Genomic DNA, 18,102 nt, shown 5'->3' with positions numbered 1-18,102 from the left:
ACATGCAAAAAGTATTAGGCGGCAAGGACTTCGACATATTCATTGGTAACTCAATGGTTCATGTCATTGAAGCAACCGTAAAAATCACCGACGGCCGCACAGTTAAAAAAGTGCGTGGCGTGCCAAAAGGCTTTATTGACGGCGACGTAGAAGCCGAAGTAACCCTAAAGCTCGACCACGAAAACTGGCTAATTGTCCAAGCGCAAGCCGAAAAAGCAGGCAGCTGGAAAGGCATAGAGCCGTTCGACGTAGCTTTTAACGCCGAAGTAGCCGCAGGCAAAAAGAACGTAGAAGCGTTTGGCTGTTTGCCGCAGCTAGACGAAATCCTAAACATTAAAGCCGACGGCGGCGAAGAAGACACAACATCAATTAAGTGTCCGGTTACCAGCCCCGACTTTGTAAAAATTAACGGCGTGCCGTACCTAACATCTGACGAAGTGAGAGACTTGTAATGACCAAAGCCATTCGCAAACTAACTGCCGCAACACTGCTTAGCACCTTAAAGGCCTGCGGCTACCGCGTGTTCGAGGGAGAATTAAACCTAAACATCATAGGTATTCGCCACCAAAACACGCGCGCCAATACCTTTAACGATGTTATTTGCGTGCTGTATCAGCAAGGCGGCGAGTGGCAATTAAAGCAGTACAAAGCGACCACCGACGCCGGCATTTACTGGCGTCAAAACCCAATGAACGTAAGCGGCACAGCGGTCCTAATTGCAGGGCAGCATAAAAGTTTATGGAAGTTGGGTTATCACCAGGGCAAATACCGCGCCCTCGTGCAGCATAAACCTGTTGTTGTCCTACGCGACAACGACAAAAACACCGAGTTAGACACGGACGTCACACCCCAAGCAGTGCTTCAGCAAGGTTACTTTGGCATTAACTGTCACCGCGCAAACAGCAAAACCACATCAACTCAAGTTGATAAATGGTCAGCTGGTTGCCAAGTGCTAGCTAATCCAAGCGACTTTAACGAGCTTATTGCTTTGTGTGATCAGTCAGCAGCCAAGTACGGCCCTTATTTTAGCTACACACTGCTAGACCAAGCAGACATTAAAAAACCAAAAGAGAGTAAATAATCATGGCGTTCGAGAAAAAAATCACATTAGAAACCCCAGTAGGCGAAATTACATTTAACGTAAACGCAAGCGATTACAACAAATACATTAACGCTACGCAGCCAAACAACAAAGTGCAGCCAGCCACTAACTTTGTATTAAACACCGTAGTGCAAGAAGACGCTAAAAAGCTCAAAGACCTAGTGCAACAGCCAGGTGCCGCGCTATTTTTAGTAGGTGCCATTGTTGAAGAATACCAGCCAGAGTTTAATTTCACGGTAAAAAAATCGAAGACCGAGCCAAGCAAATAGGCAAGTCTCGGTTAGATCAGCTACTGGCATACCACGCTAAGTATTTTAGCGATATGCCAGTAACACAAGAGAGCCTAGCGCAAGCGCTATACCTCGAAACGCAGCAGCAAGAAAACTTTGTAGTTGCTGTAAACAACGGCATATGCCAAGCACTTAGCGAGTAAATCAATGGCCACGCTCAGCAAATTAGACAAGCTAACTTATTCAATCGGCATCATCGACAAAGTGACGGGGCCGGTTAATAAAGTCATGGCTAAAATTAATCAGCTGAGCCAGCAAACAGCCGCCGCGCAAGATCAAATGATGCGCGGCGCAGCCACGGCCGTGGGCGGTGGTTATGCACTGGCGCGTTCACTCGCTCCCGCAATTGATCACGTTGCCGCTTTGGGCGAAGTGCAATCTTTGGGCGTTGCCGACGACGCACTGCAAAAGCTAACCAAAACATCCTACGAATTTGGCTTTCAATTTGGCGGCAACTCTGCCGAATTTGTACGCAGTGCCTACGATATTCAATCAGCCATTGCCGGACTAACGGGCGATGAGCTATCAGAATTTACTAAAACATCAAACATACTGGCTACAGCCACAAAAGCCGATGCAGCCACCATTACCAGCTACATGGGCACCATGTATGGCATCTTCGAAAAAACAGCCAAAAAAATGGGCAAGGCCAATTGGGTAAACCAAATAGCAGGCCAAACCGCCACCGCCGTACAACTTTACAAAACCACCGGTGCAGAAATGCAAGCGGCGTTTTCAAACCTAGGCGCAACGGCAACAAATATTGGCCTAAGCTCAGCACAACAATTTGCCCTAGTGGGCGAGTTACAGCTAGTTGCTAAGTCGGGCTCGGTTGCAGGCACACAAGCCGCATCACTATTGCAGGGCATTGGCAAAGCACAAGAGTCGCTAGGCATTCAATTAACCGACGACAACGGCGACATGCTTGCAATAGACGTAGTGCTAGGGCGCATTAATGAGCGGTTATCATCACTCGGTTCTGTAGCGCGTGGCGATGTGCTAACACAAATATTTGGCAAGCAAGGTGCAAAAGCAGTCGACGTGCTCAGCACCAAAGTCGATAAATTAAAAGACGGCATAAACGTTTTTGAAAACGTGCAAGACAACTCAAAAGCGGCAGAAATGGCAAACATCATTGCAAGCCCGTGGGATAGACTAGGCGGCTCATTCAATGCCGCAGCCACCGCAATGGGTAACCGCTTATTGCCGGTGGTTGAACCGTTCGTTGAAATGCTAGCCGCAGGCTTTGCAGGTATTGTCGCGTTAACCGAGCAATTCCCCGTGCTATCAAGCGCCCTTGCAACCGCGGTGGTTGCGGTAGTGGGATTAGTAACAGCCTTTGGCTTAGTTAATTTTTCTATGGGATTATTTAGATTTTCAAGCTTAACGCTCACCCCAATTATTGATGGGCTTAAATATGCAACCGGGCTTTACGCTACCAAAAATAAAGCACTGGCGGCATCGTTGGCAACATCGACCACGGCCACGCAAAGCGCATCACTTGCAAGCACCCTTTATACAGGTGCAACCAACAAAGCACGTATAGCCTACGAGCTATTTAATACCCGTTTGCTAATGCCAACCGGCTTAGTGTTATCGCGTATTAAAGCACTGGGCTTTATTGGCACCATGAAATTAATCCCCACCGTATTGGCCGCAGGCTTTGCAAGCATAAGTAAGTTTGCCATGGGCCTATTTAACGTCACTCGTATTATGGGATTTTTAAATGCCGTTATGCTGGCCAACCCGCTTGGCGTGATCATAGGCTTAGTGGTCTTACTGGCAGCGCTTATATATAAATTCTGGCAACCCATAAAAGCATTTATGAGCGGTTTTTGGGATGGTTTTGTTCATAGTTTTGCGCCAGTCATTGAGGTGTTTAGTGAGCTAGGCGCCGCATTTGCACCTATTATTAACGCCGTTAAAAGCGTGTTTAATTGGTTTGTTTCACTATTTACACCGGTTGAACAATCAAGCCAAGCACTGGCGGGTATAACATCCGCCGGTGAAGTATTTGGCCTAGTATTTGGTGCCGCATTAAACCTAATACTATTCCCAATCAAAGCTGTGATCTGGTTAGTAACCAAGCTTGTTAACGGCATCACTTGGCTAGGTAGTGCAATCGGTAGCATGTGGAACGCAGTGCAATCGCCGCTAAGTAGTTTTTTTGAAATCATCAAAACCATATTTGGATTTACACCAATGGGCATGATGATGAAAGGCTATGGCAAAGCGTTCGACTGGCTCAGCGAAAAAGTAGGCGGCTTAAAAGGTATAGCCGACTCAATAAAAGATTTCTTTAGCTTTGGTGACGACGAAGTAGAAGTAAAGGCAACCAAAGTAACCCAAGCAGTTCAGCCGCAAACCATGGTTATGCAAAGTGCCGACCAAGCTTACAGCCGCGACTACGGGCAAGCAGTAATAAACAAAGCAAACACGCCAGCAACGCAAGCAAGCTCGCAATACATAGCACCAAATAGCACTGTAAATTATGCCGCAACTAAAGTAACAACAATTACTGAAACTAAAGAAATGCGCGCAAAAGCATTGGCAGAGCAGGCAGCAGCAAACGACCCTGTTTATTCAGCGCAGCCAAAAGTAATGACCGAGCGTGAAGCGACAAACGACGCATTTAAATTCACTAACCAGCGTTTACCCGCAGTGCCAACCGACACCACAGCACCGTTAAATTTACAGTCGCAAGCGCGCAGCCAAGCGTTAATAAACAGCGCGTTTTCTAACACGCAAAACAACGCAGTAAATAACAGCGCCACGAGCACAGCTCTAAACAGCGCAGTGGTGAGCAGCACAGCCAACACGGCAGAGAATAACGCGGCAACTTTAGCAGCGGTAAATAACAGCGTAGTTAACACGGCACAAAACAACCCAATAACTAGCAGCGCAGCTAACGCCGTTCAAAACAACTTAGCGCCAGCGGCCATAGCGGCCCAACCAAAAGCAATGACCGAGCGTGAAGCCGCAAACGATGCGTTTAAATTTACTAGCCAGCGTTTACCCGCAGTGCCAACCGACACCACAGCACCGTTAAATTTACAGTCGCAAGCGCGTAGCCAAGCGTTAATAAACAGCGCGTTCCCTGCAGCAAACAACGTAGAGCAGTTAAAAGCAGAACAACAGGCCACTGCATATAAGCCAAAAGCACAAAAGTCGGCTTACTTGCAAAGCCTAACCAACAACAACAGCAACACAAATAACAACAGCAATAGCAGTGATAGCAGCAAGCACATAAGCATTGAAAACGTAAACTTTAAAACAGACGACTTAGCGCAAAGCTTTGAGCAAATGATGGAGCTAGCAGGTTAATGGAATTTGATATAGGACTACACATAGACCTAGAAATACAAGACGGCGACTTTATGCTCAACGACTCGCTAAGCCCTAGCACGCTTAAAAAAGCCGACGTAATAGGCCAAGACATAAAGCACCGCATTTTAGAAAGCGGCTTACTAACCAAGCTTGTTGGCCTGCGCAACAAAAACGGCATAGCGCCCATATTAACCGAGCTAGAACTACTAACCGAGCAAGACAATCGCATAAAGCCGGGCACAATAAAAGTGCACCGCAACGACGATGGCACGCTAAGCATTAACGCGCAAACACGCCAGTACGGGAGCAGCAATGAACTTTAAAACAATGATGCAAAACGCAGGCTTGCCAATGGACGAGCAAGCAGCAGCGGAGCAATGGCAGGCCCAGCTAAAAGAGCAAAACATACAAGTTGCTAATAACTCACCGTTCAGCCCGTTTTGGCGAACCGTTGAAGCGCTAATAACCAAGCCGTTAGTGCAGCTATTAAACTGGGTTGCGCAGCAGCTTATGCCCAACCTATTTATAATGACCGCCAACCGCGACGCACTAATAGAAAAGCACGGCCCCGCGCGCAATGTATTTATTCAAGCGGGCGTAAAAGCGCAAGGCATACTCACGTTCACGCGCCAAGACACCGCCGGAGAAAACTCTATTATCGCCGGTGCGCAAATTGCTACCGACGTGCTAGGCGAACAAGTATATAAATTAACGCTAATGCAAGATGTACATTTTGCAGCAGGTCAAAGCACGGCATACGCATTGGCGCAAGCACAAGAAGAGGGCGCAGCATATAACTTGCCAGCAAACGCATACCGCTACTTTATTGATCAACAAGAAGGCATAACAGTAACTAACAACCAAGACTGGCTAATAAAGCCCGGGGCAAACACCGAAAGCACCGAGCATTACCGCCAACGCATACGCAACGTGTTCGGCACGGCCGCTCGCTGGCACATTAACGCAGTATACAAACAAATAATTGCAAGCTTTGGCGTGCCAATAGATAACATCTACATTCAAACCGGAGCGCCGCGCGGCCCAGGCACAGCAAACGCCTACATATACCTAGACATAGGCGCAGTGCCCACCGCTTTGTTGGGGGCAATTAATCAGCACATAAGAGCTGCAGGGCATCACGGCTTAGGCGACGACTTCATAGTGTATGCAATGGCCACCACTGGGTTTAATGTAACAGCAACATACAAGCTGCACTCGCAAAGCGAAGACATACAAAGCGAGCTCACAACATTTATACAAGCAGCGTTCAGGCAAAATGCAGCATACGCACCCAACCGCGTAGCGCACCAAAGCACATTTAGCATTAGCCAATTAATAGCAGAGTGTCACGCGCAATTTAGCGAACTGCAATCAATCAAGTTCGACATTGACGACATAACCGCTGCCAACTGGCTACCCGTGCTTTCATCACTCACAGTAACCAAGGGCTAAAATGGCTAATCAAATAGCAACATGGCTAAATAAAGGCTACGCAGAAAAACTAGTAAAAGCGGCTACAGGGTATTGGAGCAAGTCGCGCAATTACGTTATGTGGGCTGTGCAGCAAAAAGACGAGCTGCAAAACGAAGAGCCCATCCTAGGCCTGCTCGCGTGGGAGCGGTTAACGCAGCGTTTAAATAGTGAACCACTGGATCTCTACCGCAAGCGCGTACAGCACGCATTGGTCAATACAATTGACGCCGGAGAAATAGCAACCATAAAAGATATTTTTAACCGGCTGGATCTCCAGGTCATAAATGTGCGTGAGCGAATAGAGGGCCGCGACTGGGATATTATTGCAATAGACATGACCGACTCAGCGCTAGCAAGCGCATACGAGCTGTTGCCAGAGCTAATACAGTTGTACGGCCGAACATGCCGCCGGTACGAACTAACAGTGCATAACTTGGCAGCAGTATCGCTAAGCCTTGGCATAACGCATGTGCAATGGGATAACAACTACGTTAGCTCAGCAACAAAAATAAACGCAATAACGGGCATTGATCACGGCGTAGCCCACAGCTTTTTAGGGCTAGACGCACTAACAAGCAACACGCGCCGCCAAGCAATAAACATTGGCGTGCAGCACAACATTACCGCGCACCAGCATTATGGGTTTTTAAGCAAAGACGGCGGCATAAGCACCGCCAAGGAGCAACTATGAATCAGGCAATAACCGGCATAATGACCAATGCTGGCAAGGCATACATAACAACAGCAACGCTGCAAAACAAAGGGCTTGAGGTAACAGAGCTAGTGTTTGCAAACATGCCCGGGCTAAACGAGCAAGCAGCCCGCAACCCAAACGAGAAAATGCCGGGCGGCGCACAAATAGTTTACCGCCGCAACATAGATACGTCAGGCTATGTTGATGCAAACACGGTCGCATGGGCAGTAGTGCTAGAGCAAGATATAGGCGACTTTGATTACAACTGGATTGGCCTAGTTACGCGCGACGGCACATTGCTAGCAGTCGATTACCTACCGCTGCAGCGAAAGCGACAAGGCGTAAACAACGTGCACAACCGCTCGTTCGTTTTAAAGTTTGCGGCAGCCGCAGCCCTAGCCCGCATTACCATTCCAGCGCAATCGTGGATGTTCGACTACAGCCCGCAAATTGACGCGCTAACACTGTTAGCAACCAGCAATGCAACGGCACAAATAAACAACATGCGCCGCACTGTGCGCAATTACTTTTTAAATAAAAACTTCAGCAATTTCAGCAAGGAACTATCATGAGCGTAACGCAAATAAACCAGCTAGTAACCGCAGCCGACCAGCTAACAACAGCAATCGAAAGCAAAGCCGCCGAAATCGACAGCAAAACAACGCAGCTAGACCAGTTCGTAAAAGCCAAAGCAAACGAAATGGCAATCGTTGCATCAGAAGGTTACCGCAACGCAATCGAGCACGCGTCAGGTGGCCGCAACAAAGTCATCATCGACGAGCAAGGCAACCCAAATGTAATGGTAGCAATTGCCCCGTTCACATACGAAGAGTTGGCTGCAAAAATCCAAGAAAAATACAGCGTAGATTTAAATCTAGGCACAGGCATACCAAACATGTTTATGCGCAACGGTGTGCAGTTGGGCGAAGTGTACATTGGTAAATACCTAGCATCAGCCGGAGCAAATGGCGGCTGCAGTGTTATCGGTGGTGTGCAGCCTCGCACAGCGGTTAATTACGACCAGGCAAAAGCACTATGCAATAACAAAGGCGCTGGCTGGCACATGATGAGCATTCACGAGTGGGCAGCAATAGCGCTGTGGTCTTATGCAAATGGCACAGTGCCGCGCGGCAATACAAACTACGGACGCAGCCACGAAAACAAATTAGAAACAGCACGCCGTAGCGACAACGGCTTGCCAGGCGATGGATCAGGACTTCCAAGAACCGATACCGGCAAAGGCCCTGCAACATGGTCGCACGACCACACAGAATGGGGTATCCAAGACCTAGTAGGTAACGTGTGGGAATGGCTAGACCAAATGATGCTAGACGAAGGGCAGATCATTACTACGCTCGACAACAACCCAGCAGTAATTGAAGAAAACTGGAACAAGCACACAGCGTTTTTAGATTCGCCAACGGCAAACACAGAAGGCACCGGCAGCGCTGGATCTCCAAAGCTTAGTAACAGCGTCACAAATCGTAATGGCCCAGTAGGCAATGACGCATATGACAACCCTTATTTAACAAATAGTCATTTTGCAGCAATCGAAAAAGCGCTCGACTACAGCAAAATAGAGCTACTACGCCGCTTGTTAATCGAGTCAGAATCAACCACTACGGTTGGTGGTTACATCTACTGTCGAAATTATGGCAGTCGATTCCCGCTGCGTGGCGGCCACTGGGGCAATGGCTCGGGCGCTGGGCTGGGCGCGCTCAGTCTGGACAGTGCGCGTTCGTATGCGAACAGTAATATCGGTTTTCGTCCCGCTTTCTTTGCGTAATTGGTTATTGAAATTTGAACCCCGCGCGATAGCGCGGGCATAACTAACAATTTAAAAGGTAAAACTATGTTTACGTACATTTACAAAGGCGCAAGCCACAGCAATACAAGCAGCGAATATATGCAATCGCTAGGTATGGAACAAGAGGCAATCGAATCTGTATTAAATCAGCAGCAGTTTGAGCTAAGCCAAAACCTAGAAAAGCGCCAAGCTGCATACACAAAAGAGTCAGACCCGCTATACATGGAGGCGCAGTTCGACGGCACGCCAGAGTCGCTACAAAAATGGCGCGACAAAGTGGCCGAAATTAAAGCGCGCTACCCGCTGCCAGAAAGCACAGCAGAAAATGCATAACATAGCGCTATGCTACCACCAAGCCGCCGCCCCTTGCTCAATGCAAGAGGGCGCGCAGCTGCTTGCATCGGCAATAAGCGACGACTCACGCACAGATAAGCCAGCACAATATAGCGCGCTGCTCTTATCCGTTAGCGCAAATGACCCCGCCGCACTTGCAAGCAAGCTCAGCACAATAAATGAATACTGCCCAATAGCCGAGTTCATCGCCTGCGCGCAATACGGCAAAAGCCAAAGCACGCTAGAGCAAAGTAAGCTGGCAACGTACGAAGGCCAAAGTTTAGAGTGGCAAATAAGCGCCCTGCAAAACCTGCAGCCTTTGCGTAAAAAGCAAATAGCAGCTGAGTTAGTGGCCGCAAACGACAGCGGCAAACAGTTAATAACCACTATCGACGATGCATTAATCAAAGCCGCAGAACTAAAAACCGCTCGCGACCAGCGATTAAATCAAGCACAGTTCGCAGCAAAAAGCAGCGGCGTAGATGTGCAATTAATAACAGCAGGCACCGCAAAACAGCTAGCAGACTCAGTGGCGACTAAAGGCAGCGACCAAACGTATTGGGCAATGTGCGTATTTGTAGGCCAAGCAGCTGAGCTAAATAAAATTAAAGAGGTATTATGAGCATAGCACTCGACGGTTGGAACGTGCCCGGGTTCGAAACCCGCGTAAACGCAGGCGTAAAATTAGCCGGTGGCGATATGTCAGGCCTTGGTAGCTTTTCACTAAGTAGCGACAACGGCGTAAAGTCGGGCACGTTAACTGTAAATACTAAAATCCCATTCAACGAAAGCGCCAGCCTAGCCTTATTAATAAGCAAAGCAAAAGCACTGGACGAAAACGGCGCACGTATCATTTACACCGTAAATAACGAGCTAGCCGCAGCGTATAAAATACGTAAAGCAAAATTCGATGGCGACATAAGTGCCAGCGAAATAGAAAACAAAAAAGGTTGGCAAGTAACATTTAAGCTAGTAGAGGTACAATCTGTATCAGAGCGCGAGCAACAGCAGCTAGACGAGCAAGCAACCGAAAACGCCCAGCCGCAAGCAACAACCAGCAACGACGACGTGCAAAATAAATTTAACGAGGTCGAAGGGCCATGAGCACCCGCCTATCTAACACGCTAACCATTGGCGGCAACACAGTAACCAATATTGTTAGCAAAACCGTGCAGCTAGACATAGCCAGCACCGGTCGCGCAAAATTTGAAGTGGTCGCAGAGCAAGAGCCAAGCGGGTTGGTCGAGCTGCACCTAGGTTACACGCTCGATAATATGATCCCGTATTTTCTCGGTGTAATAGAGTCAAAGCACCAAGCCAACGGCCGCTGGTATTTAACCTGCCGCGAATTACTCGGTGCGTTAAGCTTTCCCGCCCCGCTTGCTATTCGTCACGCAACAATAAAAGCCGTGCTTGATGAGCTAGCAAAGCTAGGCGTTGAGTTTGCAACACCAGAAAACGCAGAGTATTTAAATAAAATAGCCCCCGCGTTTTATCACAGCGGCACAGGCATTGAAGCGCTTAGGCAAATAGGTAAAGTGTGGGGCATTAGCGATTTTATATTTCAGCAGCGCCCCGATGGTAAAATATTTGTTGGCAGCTGGTACGACTCGCGTTGGCCACTCGCAGCAATAAACGACTTTCCAGAGCACACAATAACAGCCAAAAGCTCAACCACCGGCGAGCTAATAGCCATACCAAAATTAAGACCAGGCATAAAACTAAATGGCCGACACATAACCGAAGTAACCTTAATCAACGACAGGATGCACATACGATGGTCAAACAAGCCATTAAACGCCTAATACAGCGCTACTTTCCAGAGCTAAGCGAGCGTAAACACCTGCCGCAATTGGCACGCATTGAAAAAATATACGACCTACCAAGCAGCGGCGCAGCCATCAGCACCGCATTTAGGCCGTTAAAAGCCGCCGACGTACAACTATTAAACCCGCTATCAGGCGAGCCATTAGCCGTGCCCGTATTTCAGCAGGTAACACTCGGCACAGGCCAAGCATCCGACCACGGATTATTAAACGAACCAACGCCAGGCATGCACTGCTTAATACAGTACATCGATGGCCTAAACAGCCATGCCGTGATCACCAGTTTACTGCCATGGCAAAGCCTAGTGCCAGAACACAAACGCACCGACGTAACACTGCAACAAAACAGCCGCAGCAAACTACAAGGCCGCGACGGCAACTGGCACACCACAACCAACGGCGAAATAACCCAAACCAGCGACACAAACAAAACAACAGCACGCAAAAGCGAGCAAAACTACCACGAACGCAGCGCCAACATAGCCACGCACGACACGCTAAAAATAGACGGCAATCAAATTAATGAGGTCATGGGCGCCCTAAAAACAGTGGTCGGTGAAAAAGCATTAATAGTCGCACTTGAAGGGTTACTGCTAGGCAGTAAAAAGCAGGTAGACATTGAAGCGCACGACAACATGAACCTAACCACCCTAAAAACCCTGCACGCCAAAGCCACCGAACTGGCAAAAGTAGAGGGAAAAACCGTGTGGCTCGGCAACAACTCAGTAAACGTAGCGCAAATACTGCTAGATTTAATAAGCCTGGTTAAAGACATAAACCAAAGCCTAGAAAACCACGGCCACAAAGACCAAGGCGCGGGGGAGCCTATTACAAAAGCAGAATTTACAGGCCACAAATCAACAGCCAGCAGCTTAAAAAGCACACTAGAGCCAATAGTAGAGTAGTTAGCCCTTGCCTATAGATCAATCGTGCTTAACAATAGCCCCATTAAAGCCGAAAAATAAATGAAATTGCAGCAAGAAAAAGCCAAAGTGAAACCAAAACTGTGACCACAAAATCAGGTTTAAATATATTCTCTGCTTAACTTGTTGAATTAAAAGAGGTGTTTTTGTTATGTGTGAACTTCTTGGCATGTCAGCCAATGTGCCAACGGATATTTGTTTTAGTTTTTCAGGGTTGTTGGAGCGTGGTGGAAATACTGGCCCGCATAAAGACGGCTGGGGTATTACTTTTTATGAAGGTAAAGGCTGCAGAACCTTTAAAGATCCAGAGCCAAGTTACCAGTCAGAAATAGCAAAGCTGGTAAAAGCGTACCCAATTAAAAGCGTATCGGTTATTAGTCATATTCGCCAAGGGAATCGTGGTCGGGTGTGTCTTGAAAACACTCATCCGTTTACCCGAGAGTTGTGGGGGCGCGAAATAACCTATGCACACAATGGGCAGCTTTCAAATTATCACGATTTAAAACCAGAGTATTATCGCCCTGTGGGAAACACCGACAGCGAGCTGGCATTTTGTTGGTTGCTTGATAAAATTCGCGAAAAATACCCAAAGCGTCCAAGTAATATGGCGTCGGTTTTTAGATATGCCGCCAAGCTTTCGCATACATTGCGTGAAAAGGGCGTATTTAATATGTTATTGACCGATGGTGTATTTGTTTTAGCGTATTGCACTAATAACTTACATTATATAACGCGCCGTGCGCCATTTGGTAAAGCAACTTTGATTGATGCCGACATGGTGGTCGACTTTCAACAAGAAACCACGCCAAACGATGTAGTAACGGTTATAGCAACAAGGCCATTAACTAATGATGAGCGCTGGCAAAAAATGCAGCCAGGAGAGTTTGCGTTATTTAAAATGGGTGAATTAATGTAGCTTGGCTAGCTAGAGTGAAACGAAATCCAACTCAAAGTTTCAAATTGATAAAGTGTATAAGTATTAAAAATGAAAAACCCAAGTTATGGTTGTCACACTTGGGTCTTTCGTCCTGCATCTTGTAAACAAATTTACTCTGGTGTTATTTCGTTTTTAACTTGTGCAGGTAGAGCCGATGGGTTGATCACGGTAAACGATTTCATCTGCACTTCAAACTGCTCAACACCTTTTTCACCTTTCCACATGCGCACTAACATGTAATCCATTTCTGGGGCAAACCAGGCTAAGGCTTGGCGTTTATCGTTATCGTATAAGCGTTTAACTTTTACTGCTTCTACATTACCTATAGGCAAAGAAATCATTTCGGTTTCTACCACTTCAAAGTCGTAGTCACGGCAATTACCTTTTTTATCAACTAACGGAAACGAGAAACTAGTTTTGCCTTTTTTAAGGCCTTCACGAACTTGTACTTGATAAGAAATACCATCTTGGAATTTATCTTCCCATTGGCATTTTAACGGGTAATCGCTGGTGTTACTGGTAACCGTTTTGGTTTGACGGTCAAAGTTAATTTCATACTTTTTGTCAGGCCCTGTGCCTGTGCGGATCATAGCGTATTTAATAGGCTCTACTTTATCATTAATAAAGCTAAAGGTTGATGATTCTTGACGTGAGTCAGAGAAAATCATCCATTCAATATCGCTGTGATAGGTGACTTGATAGTTATCATTATCGAGTTTTTTAAGCGTCCGCTCGGCTGTACCATGATTTGCGCCTTTGCGCAAAATATCATAACTAGCTTGGTACTGGGTTAACTCACCTGCAACCAGGCTGGTAGGAAGTAATAAAGTGCCCGCACATAATAACCAGGCACTTAATTTTTTATTTTGGGTAGTGCGCGCCGTGTGCAGGAAGTTGTTTTTCGTCAAGAACTGCATAATCTGCTTCCATCGTAAGTCGTTGTTCACTGAACCACTTGACCACCAAAGGATAAATTATGTGCTCTTGTGCATGCACACGTTTAGCGAGCGTGTCTGCTGTATCGTCTGCTAATACAGGCACCTTGGCTTGGAGAATAACGGGCCCGCCGTCTAATTCTTCAGTAACAAAGTGAACACTAACGCCGTGAACGTCGTCTTTTGCATCAATTGCTCTTTGGTGGGTATTCAGCCCCTGGTACTTAGGCAACAAAGATGGATGAATGTTCAACATTTTTCCAACATATTTTTGCACTAAGCTAGGAGTTAGAATACGCATAAACCCAGCTAATACAACTAGATTTGGTTCAAAAGAGTCAATTATATGCATTAACTGGGCATCGTATGCTTCGCGGGAGTCAAACTCTTTATGACTCAGTACTTGCGTTGCAATGCCTGCATTTTTTGCACGCTCTAACCCATATGCGTCTGCTTTATTACTAATAACAGCCGCAATATGAGCGTTTATCTCGCCGCTTTCACAGGCATCAATAATGGCTTGTAAATTTGAGCCACTGCCTGAGATCAAAACTACTAGACGAGTGGGTGCCATTACGCAGCACCACCTACAATTTCAACTTGCTCTTCGCCTGCAACCGCATCTTGAATTTCACCAAGGTGCCATGCATTCTCGCCAAGATCTTTTAAAATGTTTAAGCTGTTTTCAAGTTGATCAGCAGGTACAACTAACACCATGCCCACACCACAGTTAAATGTACGGTACATTTCATGAGTGGTAATGTTGCCATTTTCTTGTAACCAGCTAAACACAGAAGGCCATTGCCAGCTATCACCTTTAACAACCGCTTTTGCAGATTCAGGTAATACGCGTGGGATATTTTCCCAAAAGCCGCCACCAGTAATATGCGAAAGAGCATGCACATCTACTTGCTTGAATAACTCAAGTAATGGTTTAACGTAAATGCGTGTTGGTTCTAAAAGATGCTCACCTAAGGTTTTGCCATCAATCACTTGGTTAGTATCAGCGTTAGACACTTCTAATACTTTACGAATTAAAGAGAAACCATTTGAATGAGGACCGCTAGAAGCAAGGGCAATTAGCTGATCGCCTGCGGCTACTTTAGTACCATCAATAATTTTAGATTTTTCTACTACACCGGTACAAAAGCCTGCCATGTCGTAGTCTTCACCATCATACATACCTGGCATTTCAGCTGTTTCACCACCAATTAGGGCACAACCTGAAATTTCACAACCTTTACCAATACCGGTTACTACGTCGGCTGCTGTGTCTACATCTAGTTTACCCGTTGCATAGTAATCTAGAAAAAACAGGGGTTCAGCGCCTTGTACTATTAAATCATTTACACACATCGCAACTAAGTCGATACCTACGGTATCGTGCTTTTTAAGGTCAATTGCTAAACGTAACTTAGTGCCAACACCGTCGGTGCCTGCTACAAGTACGGGTTGCTTATAACCTTCAGGAATTTCGCAAAGTGCGCCAAAACCACCAATTCCGCCCATCACTTCAGGACGACGAGTTTTTTTAACTACGCCTTTAATACGCTCAACAAGTGCATTACCAGCGTCGATATCTACGCCCGCGTCTTTATAGCTTAGAGACTGTTTTTGTTCGCTCACAGGTTTTCCTCAAAATAGTTGTTTTGATGCTTACTTAGAAACGCGCATATTTTACAACAATTGCAAGGGCGCGGCTAGTTGAAATCTGGATTTGATTTTAAAGACAAGGACACTTGTCCGCTAGTTGCTGCATTAGTAAACAAAAAAGCGCCCAATGGCGCTTTTTTAATAATAAAATAAACCTTAATATCGCAATTAGGCTTTAGCTGTGAGTATTGCTCTAAGTGGAGCTGGGTAGCCTTCAATGGTTTTACTGGTGTCATTGGGGTCTAAAAAGTCAACTAAAGATTCGTTTTCCATCCAGTCAGTTTTACGTTGCTCGTCGAGCGTTGTAATAGCACAATCTTTAATTTGCACGTCTTTAAAGCCAACACGTTCCATCCACAGTTTTAATGCCGCAGTGCTTGGAATAAACCATACATTACGCATTTTTGCGTAACGGTCGGTCGGTACCAATACAGTGTTTTCATCACCTTCAATAACCAAAGTTTCAAGTACCAGCTCACCACCAGGGCGAAGCTGTGCTTTTAATTGCGCTAAAAAGTCGATAGGTGAGCGACGGTGATAAAGTACGCCCATTGAAAATACTGTATCAAATGCTTTAAGCTCAGGCAGGGCTTCTACACCTAACGGTAATAAATGCACGTTTTCATCTGGGTTGAAGTGTTTAATTGCCTGAAACTGGCATAAAAATAAGTCAGATGGGTCAATACCCACTACAAACTGAGCACCTTCACCGCGCATACGCCACAAGTGATACCCCGAACCACAACCAATATCTAATACGGTACGGCCTTTTAATGGCTCAATATGCGGCAGGAGTCGATCCCATTTCCAGTCACTGCGCCATTCAGTATCAATGTCGATGCCGTGCACATTAAAGGGGCCCTTACGCCAAGGCATCATTCGTTTTAATAAATGCGTGGTTTGCTTTTGCTCGCCTTCAGTCATTTCGCCAGACGCACCTATTGCTACTTGGCTGACAATATCAACTTGGTTTGTTGATACCTCTGGTAAGTTTTTCAGTACTTTTTGCCATTGAGGTAAATCGCCATGGCTGGCCTCTTGTTGCCAATGCTTTAATTGCGCAGGCAAGGTTTCTAGCCAGTGGCTAAGTGGGCTTTGTGCAATCGCAGCGTAAAATTGGTTAAACCATGCAGACATGTGTCACTCTCTAAATTATTTAATTGCTACCATTGAGCAAAAATTAAAACATTGATACCACACTTGCGTTTGGCTAAAACCAATGTCGCTTAAACGTTGTGTATGGGTGCTAAGTGTATCGGGGCGCATTACGTTTTCAATGGCGGTACGCTTTTGGCTTATTTCAAGCTCAGAGTAGCCATTATGACGTTTAAAGTCGTGGTGCAAGTCTATTAGTAAGTTATCGCATTGCTCGTTTTCGGCTTTAATTTTTTCACTTAATAGCAAAACGCCACCGGGCTTTAAATTAGCGTATATTTTTTCAAGCACCGCTTTGCGCTGCGCTGGTGGAATAAACTGAAGGGTAAAATTCATCGCTACTACTGAGGCATTTTGTATATCAAGCTCGTTAATATCACCTAAAGTAACAGTTACAGGAACATCAGATCTAAACCCTTGTAAATGAACCTTACAACGCTCCACCATGGCTTGTGAGTTATCTACAGCAATAATGTGGCAGCTATCTGTTTGAATATTACGGCGCATACTTAGGGTAACCGCCCCTAACGAGCAGCCTAGGTCATACAAATTTGAATTTGGCTGAGCATACTCACCGGCTAATTTCCCCATAGTACTCACTATGGTGGCGTAACCGGGTACCGAGCGTTGGATCATGTCGGGAAATACTTCAACCACGTTTTGATCAAAACTAAAGTCTTTTACTTGTTGCTCAGAGGCATAAATACTGTCTTTTATACTCACGAAGGCAGTCTCTTTGAAAATAATAGTGCTATTTTAACATTTTATGCTGGATAGTCAGTGATAAATTCAGTAGCTTGACTAGAATTATGAAGAATAAGTATAAAAGAGATTATTAAATGAGCAAAAGTAAGGTTATTAGCACCGACGATATATTAGCAACATTATGCCACTCAGTAACGGGTGTACTTTCATCAGCCAGCGGCAACGAGATCAGCTATTCAGCCATGGTACAAAAAATTACCCGCACCTGTATGCGACCAGACATAGGTTGTTTTGTTTTATTTGACGGGGGCTTTACCGGCTTAGTTGTTACCAACTTTACGGCGCAAGCGGCCATGGAAATTTATGGCGATTACATGCGTAACATGGGTATGCCAGAAGACGAAATTGCACACAGCCACTTATCTGATGACGTTTCAAACGTGATGGGCGAGTTGATGAACCAAATAGTGGGCGACTTCACGTCAAAAGTGCGTGAACAGTTGCATACCTCTATTACTCAAAATCAGCCAAAAATGATGGCCATTAACAAGCAAGTGCAAATATCGGTCGATACCACAATGGATCGCCCGCAAGCACGTCGCGTAACGTTTACTACCCGCAATCAAAATATCTTCTATTTAGAATTAGCGATGGATAAAACAGAGTTTATTAAACTTCACGACTTTGACATTGTAGAAGCGATAGACCCAGACGATATTATCGAAAATGAAGCTAAGCAAAAAGCGGATAAAGAAAAAGCGAAACAGCCAAAGCAAGATGATAGCGACGACGACTTTATGGCCGAACTAGGGCTTTAATTGTAAGTTGGGTGGAGTGAAACGAAACTCAACGAGCTTTTGAGCTGTCAGTTTGTAGCTATCAGTAAATTTTAAAAAACGCGATTTAGTATCGCGTTTTTTGTTTTTTAATAAAATATTAATA

At 45.9% G+C, this 18,102-nt stretch carries 21 protein-coding genes; 16 read left to right on the top strand and 5 right to left on the bottom strand.

The genetic code is table 11. From position 1 onward, the window contains the following. Window positions 1-2: 2 nt before the first annotated feature. The 15 genes from P20311_RS08315 to P20311_RS08245 all read left to right on the top strand — a co-directional run bounded on the left by P20311_RS08315 (window position 3) and on the right by P20311_RS08245 (window position 12,691). On the top strand, window positions 3-452 hold the full coding sequence (locus P20311_RS08315) for a phage protein (RefSeq protein ID WP_008111677.1): 450 nt from the start codon (window positions 3-5) through the stop codon (window positions 450-452). Further along, complete coding sequence (locus P20311_RS08310) at window positions 452-1,081, top strand: hypothetical protein (RefSeq protein WP_008111675.1); 630 nt, start codon at window positions 452-454, stop codon at window positions 1,079-1,081. Before P20311_RS08315 ends, P20311_RS08310 begins: the two co-directional genes overlap by 1 nt. 2 nt (window positions 1,082-1,083) lie before the next feature. Beyond that, window positions 1,084-1,371, top strand: coding sequence for a putative phage tail assembly chaperone (locus P20311_RS08305; RefSeq protein WP_008111673.1), 288 nt, complete (start codon window positions 1,084-1,086; stop codon window positions 1,369-1,371). A gap of 168 nt (window positions 1,372-1,539) precedes the next feature. Continuing rightward, window positions 1,540-4,716 (top strand): phage tail tape measure protein, encoded by a 3,177-nt coding sequence (locus P20311_RS08300; RefSeq protein WP_008111671.1) that lies wholly within the window; start codon window positions 1,540-1,542, stop codon window positions 4,714-4,716. Continuing rightward, the gene (locus P20311_RS08295; RefSeq protein WP_008111669.1) at window positions 4,716-5,042 is read left to right on the top strand and encodes a DUF2590 family protein; all 327 of its coding nucleotides are present in this window, start codon (window positions 4,716-4,718) and stop codon (window positions 5,040-5,042) included. The genes P20311_RS08300 and P20311_RS08295 overlap by 1 nt, the downstream gene beginning before the upstream one ends. After that, window positions 5,032-6,171, top strand: coding sequence for a baseplate J/gp47 family protein (locus P20311_RS08290; protein ID WP_008111667.1), 1,140 nt, complete (start codon window positions 5,032-5,034; stop codon window positions 6,169-6,171). Before P20311_RS08295 ends, P20311_RS08290 begins: the two co-directional genes overlap by 11 nt. Window position 6,172: 1 nt before the next feature. Then, a complete protein-coding gene (locus P20311_RS08285; RefSeq protein WP_008111665.1) occupies window positions 6,173-6,883 on the top strand; it encodes a hypothetical protein in 711 nt (236 codons plus the stop codon). Then, window positions 6,880-7,458 (top strand): phage tail protein, encoded by a 579-nt coding sequence (locus P20311_RS08280; RefSeq protein ID WP_008111663.1) that lies wholly within the window; start codon window positions 6,880-6,882, stop codon window positions 7,456-7,458. The genes P20311_RS08285 and P20311_RS08280 overlap by 4 nt, the downstream gene beginning before the upstream one ends. Continuing rightward, a complete protein-coding gene (locus P20311_RS08275) occupies window positions 7,455-8,672 on the top strand; it encodes an SUMF1/EgtB/PvdO family nonheme iron enzyme (protein ID WP_008111661.1) in 1,218 nt (405 codons plus the stop codon). Before P20311_RS08280 ends, P20311_RS08275 begins: the two co-directional genes overlap by 4 nt. Window positions 8,673-8,738: 66 nt before the next feature. Then, window positions 8,739-9,026: a hypothetical protein gene (locus tag P20311_RS08270; RefSeq protein WP_008111659.1), complete on the top strand. Its 288-nt coding sequence runs from the start codon at window positions 8,739-8,741 to the stop codon at window positions 9,024-9,026. Further along, a complete protein-coding gene (locus P20311_RS08265; protein WP_036984996.1) occupies window positions 9,019-9,648 on the top strand; it encodes a hypothetical protein in 630 nt (209 codons plus the stop codon). The genes P20311_RS08270 and P20311_RS08265 overlap by 8 nt, the downstream gene beginning before the upstream one ends. After that, window positions 9,645-10,130: a hypothetical protein gene (locus tag P20311_RS08260; protein ID WP_008111656.1), complete on the top strand. Its 486-nt coding sequence runs from the start codon at window positions 9,645-9,647 to the stop codon at window positions 10,128-10,130. The genes P20311_RS08265 and P20311_RS08260 overlap by 4 nt, the downstream gene beginning before the upstream one ends. Beyond that, window positions 10,127-10,831, top strand: a complete 705-nt coding sequence (locus P20311_RS08255) for a hypothetical protein (RefSeq protein ID WP_008111655.1) — start codon at window positions 10,127-10,129, stop codon at window positions 10,829-10,831. The genes P20311_RS08260 and P20311_RS08255 overlap by 4 nt, the downstream gene beginning before the upstream one ends. Continuing rightward, the gene (locus P20311_RS08250) at window positions 10,804-11,757 is read left to right on the top strand and encodes a hypothetical protein (RefSeq protein ID WP_008111654.1); all 954 of its coding nucleotides are present in this window, start codon (window positions 10,804-10,806) and stop codon (window positions 11,755-11,757) included. Before P20311_RS08255 ends, P20311_RS08250 begins: the two co-directional genes overlap by 28 nt. A gap of 169 nt (window positions 11,758-11,926) precedes the next feature. Continuing rightward, entirely contained in the window at window positions 11,927-12,691 is a 765-nt protein-coding gene (locus P20311_RS08245; RefSeq protein WP_008111650.1) for a class II glutamine amidotransferase, read from the top strand. 131 nt (window positions 12,692-12,822) lie between these two features. Here the strand turns inward: P20311_RS08245 and P20311_RS08240 are convergent, their stop codons facing one another. From P20311_RS08240 to cmoA, 5 genes are all read right to left on the bottom strand, one after another. After that, on the bottom strand, window positions 12,823-13,620 hold the full coding sequence (locus tag P20311_RS08240; RefSeq protein ID WP_036985008.1) for a DUF3108 domain-containing protein: 798 nt from the start codon (window positions 13,618-13,620) through the stop codon (window positions 12,823-12,825). Then, a complete protein-coding gene (gene purN, locus P20311_RS08235; RefSeq protein ID WP_008111647.1) occupies window positions 13,574-14,221 on the bottom strand; it encodes a phosphoribosylglycinamide formyltransferase in 648 nt (215 codons plus the stop codon). The genes P20311_RS08240 and purN overlap by 47 nt, the downstream gene beginning before the upstream one ends. Continuing rightward, window positions 14,221-15,273, bottom strand: a complete 1,053-nt coding sequence (gene purM / locus P20311_RS08230) for a phosphoribosylformylglycinamidine cyclo-ligase (protein ID WP_008111645.1) — start codon at window positions 15,271-15,273, stop codon at window positions 14,221-14,223. Before purM ends, purN begins: the two co-directional genes overlap by 1 nt. A 195-nt stretch (window positions 15,274-15,468) precedes the next feature. Next, entirely contained in the window at window positions 15,469-16,437 is a 969-nt protein-coding gene (gene cmoB, locus P20311_RS08225; protein ID WP_008111643.1) for a tRNA 5-methoxyuridine(34)/uridine 5-oxyacetic acid(34) synthase CmoB, read from the bottom strand. A 15-nt stretch (window positions 16,438-16,452) separates the two neighbouring features. Beyond that, window positions 16,453-17,178, bottom strand: a complete 726-nt coding sequence (cmoA, locus tag P20311_RS08220) for a carboxy-S-adenosyl-L-methionine synthase CmoA (RefSeq protein WP_008111640.1) — start codon at window positions 17,176-17,178, stop codon at window positions 16,453-16,455. 116 nt (window positions 17,179-17,294) lie between these two features. Here cmoA and P20311_RS08215 point away from each other — a divergent pair, with 116 nt between their 5' ends. Continuing rightward, the gene (locus tag P20311_RS08215) at window positions 17,295-17,978 is read left to right on the top strand and encodes a DUF3334 family protein (RefSeq protein WP_008111638.1); all 684 of its coding nucleotides are present in this window, start codon (window positions 17,295-17,297) and stop codon (window positions 17,976-17,978) included. The last annotated feature ends 124 nt before the right edge of the window (window positions 17,979-18,102 follow it).

The sequence above is a fragment of the Pseudoalteromonas sp. BSi20311 genome, assembly GCF_000239875.1.
In the GTDB taxonomy this organism is placed as follows: Bacteria; Pseudomonadota; Gammaproteobacteria; order Enterobacterales; family Alteromonadaceae; genus Pseudoalteromonas.
Note: the sequence above shows the minus strand (reverse complement) of the source record. Positions and strands in the feature narration are given on the sequence as shown.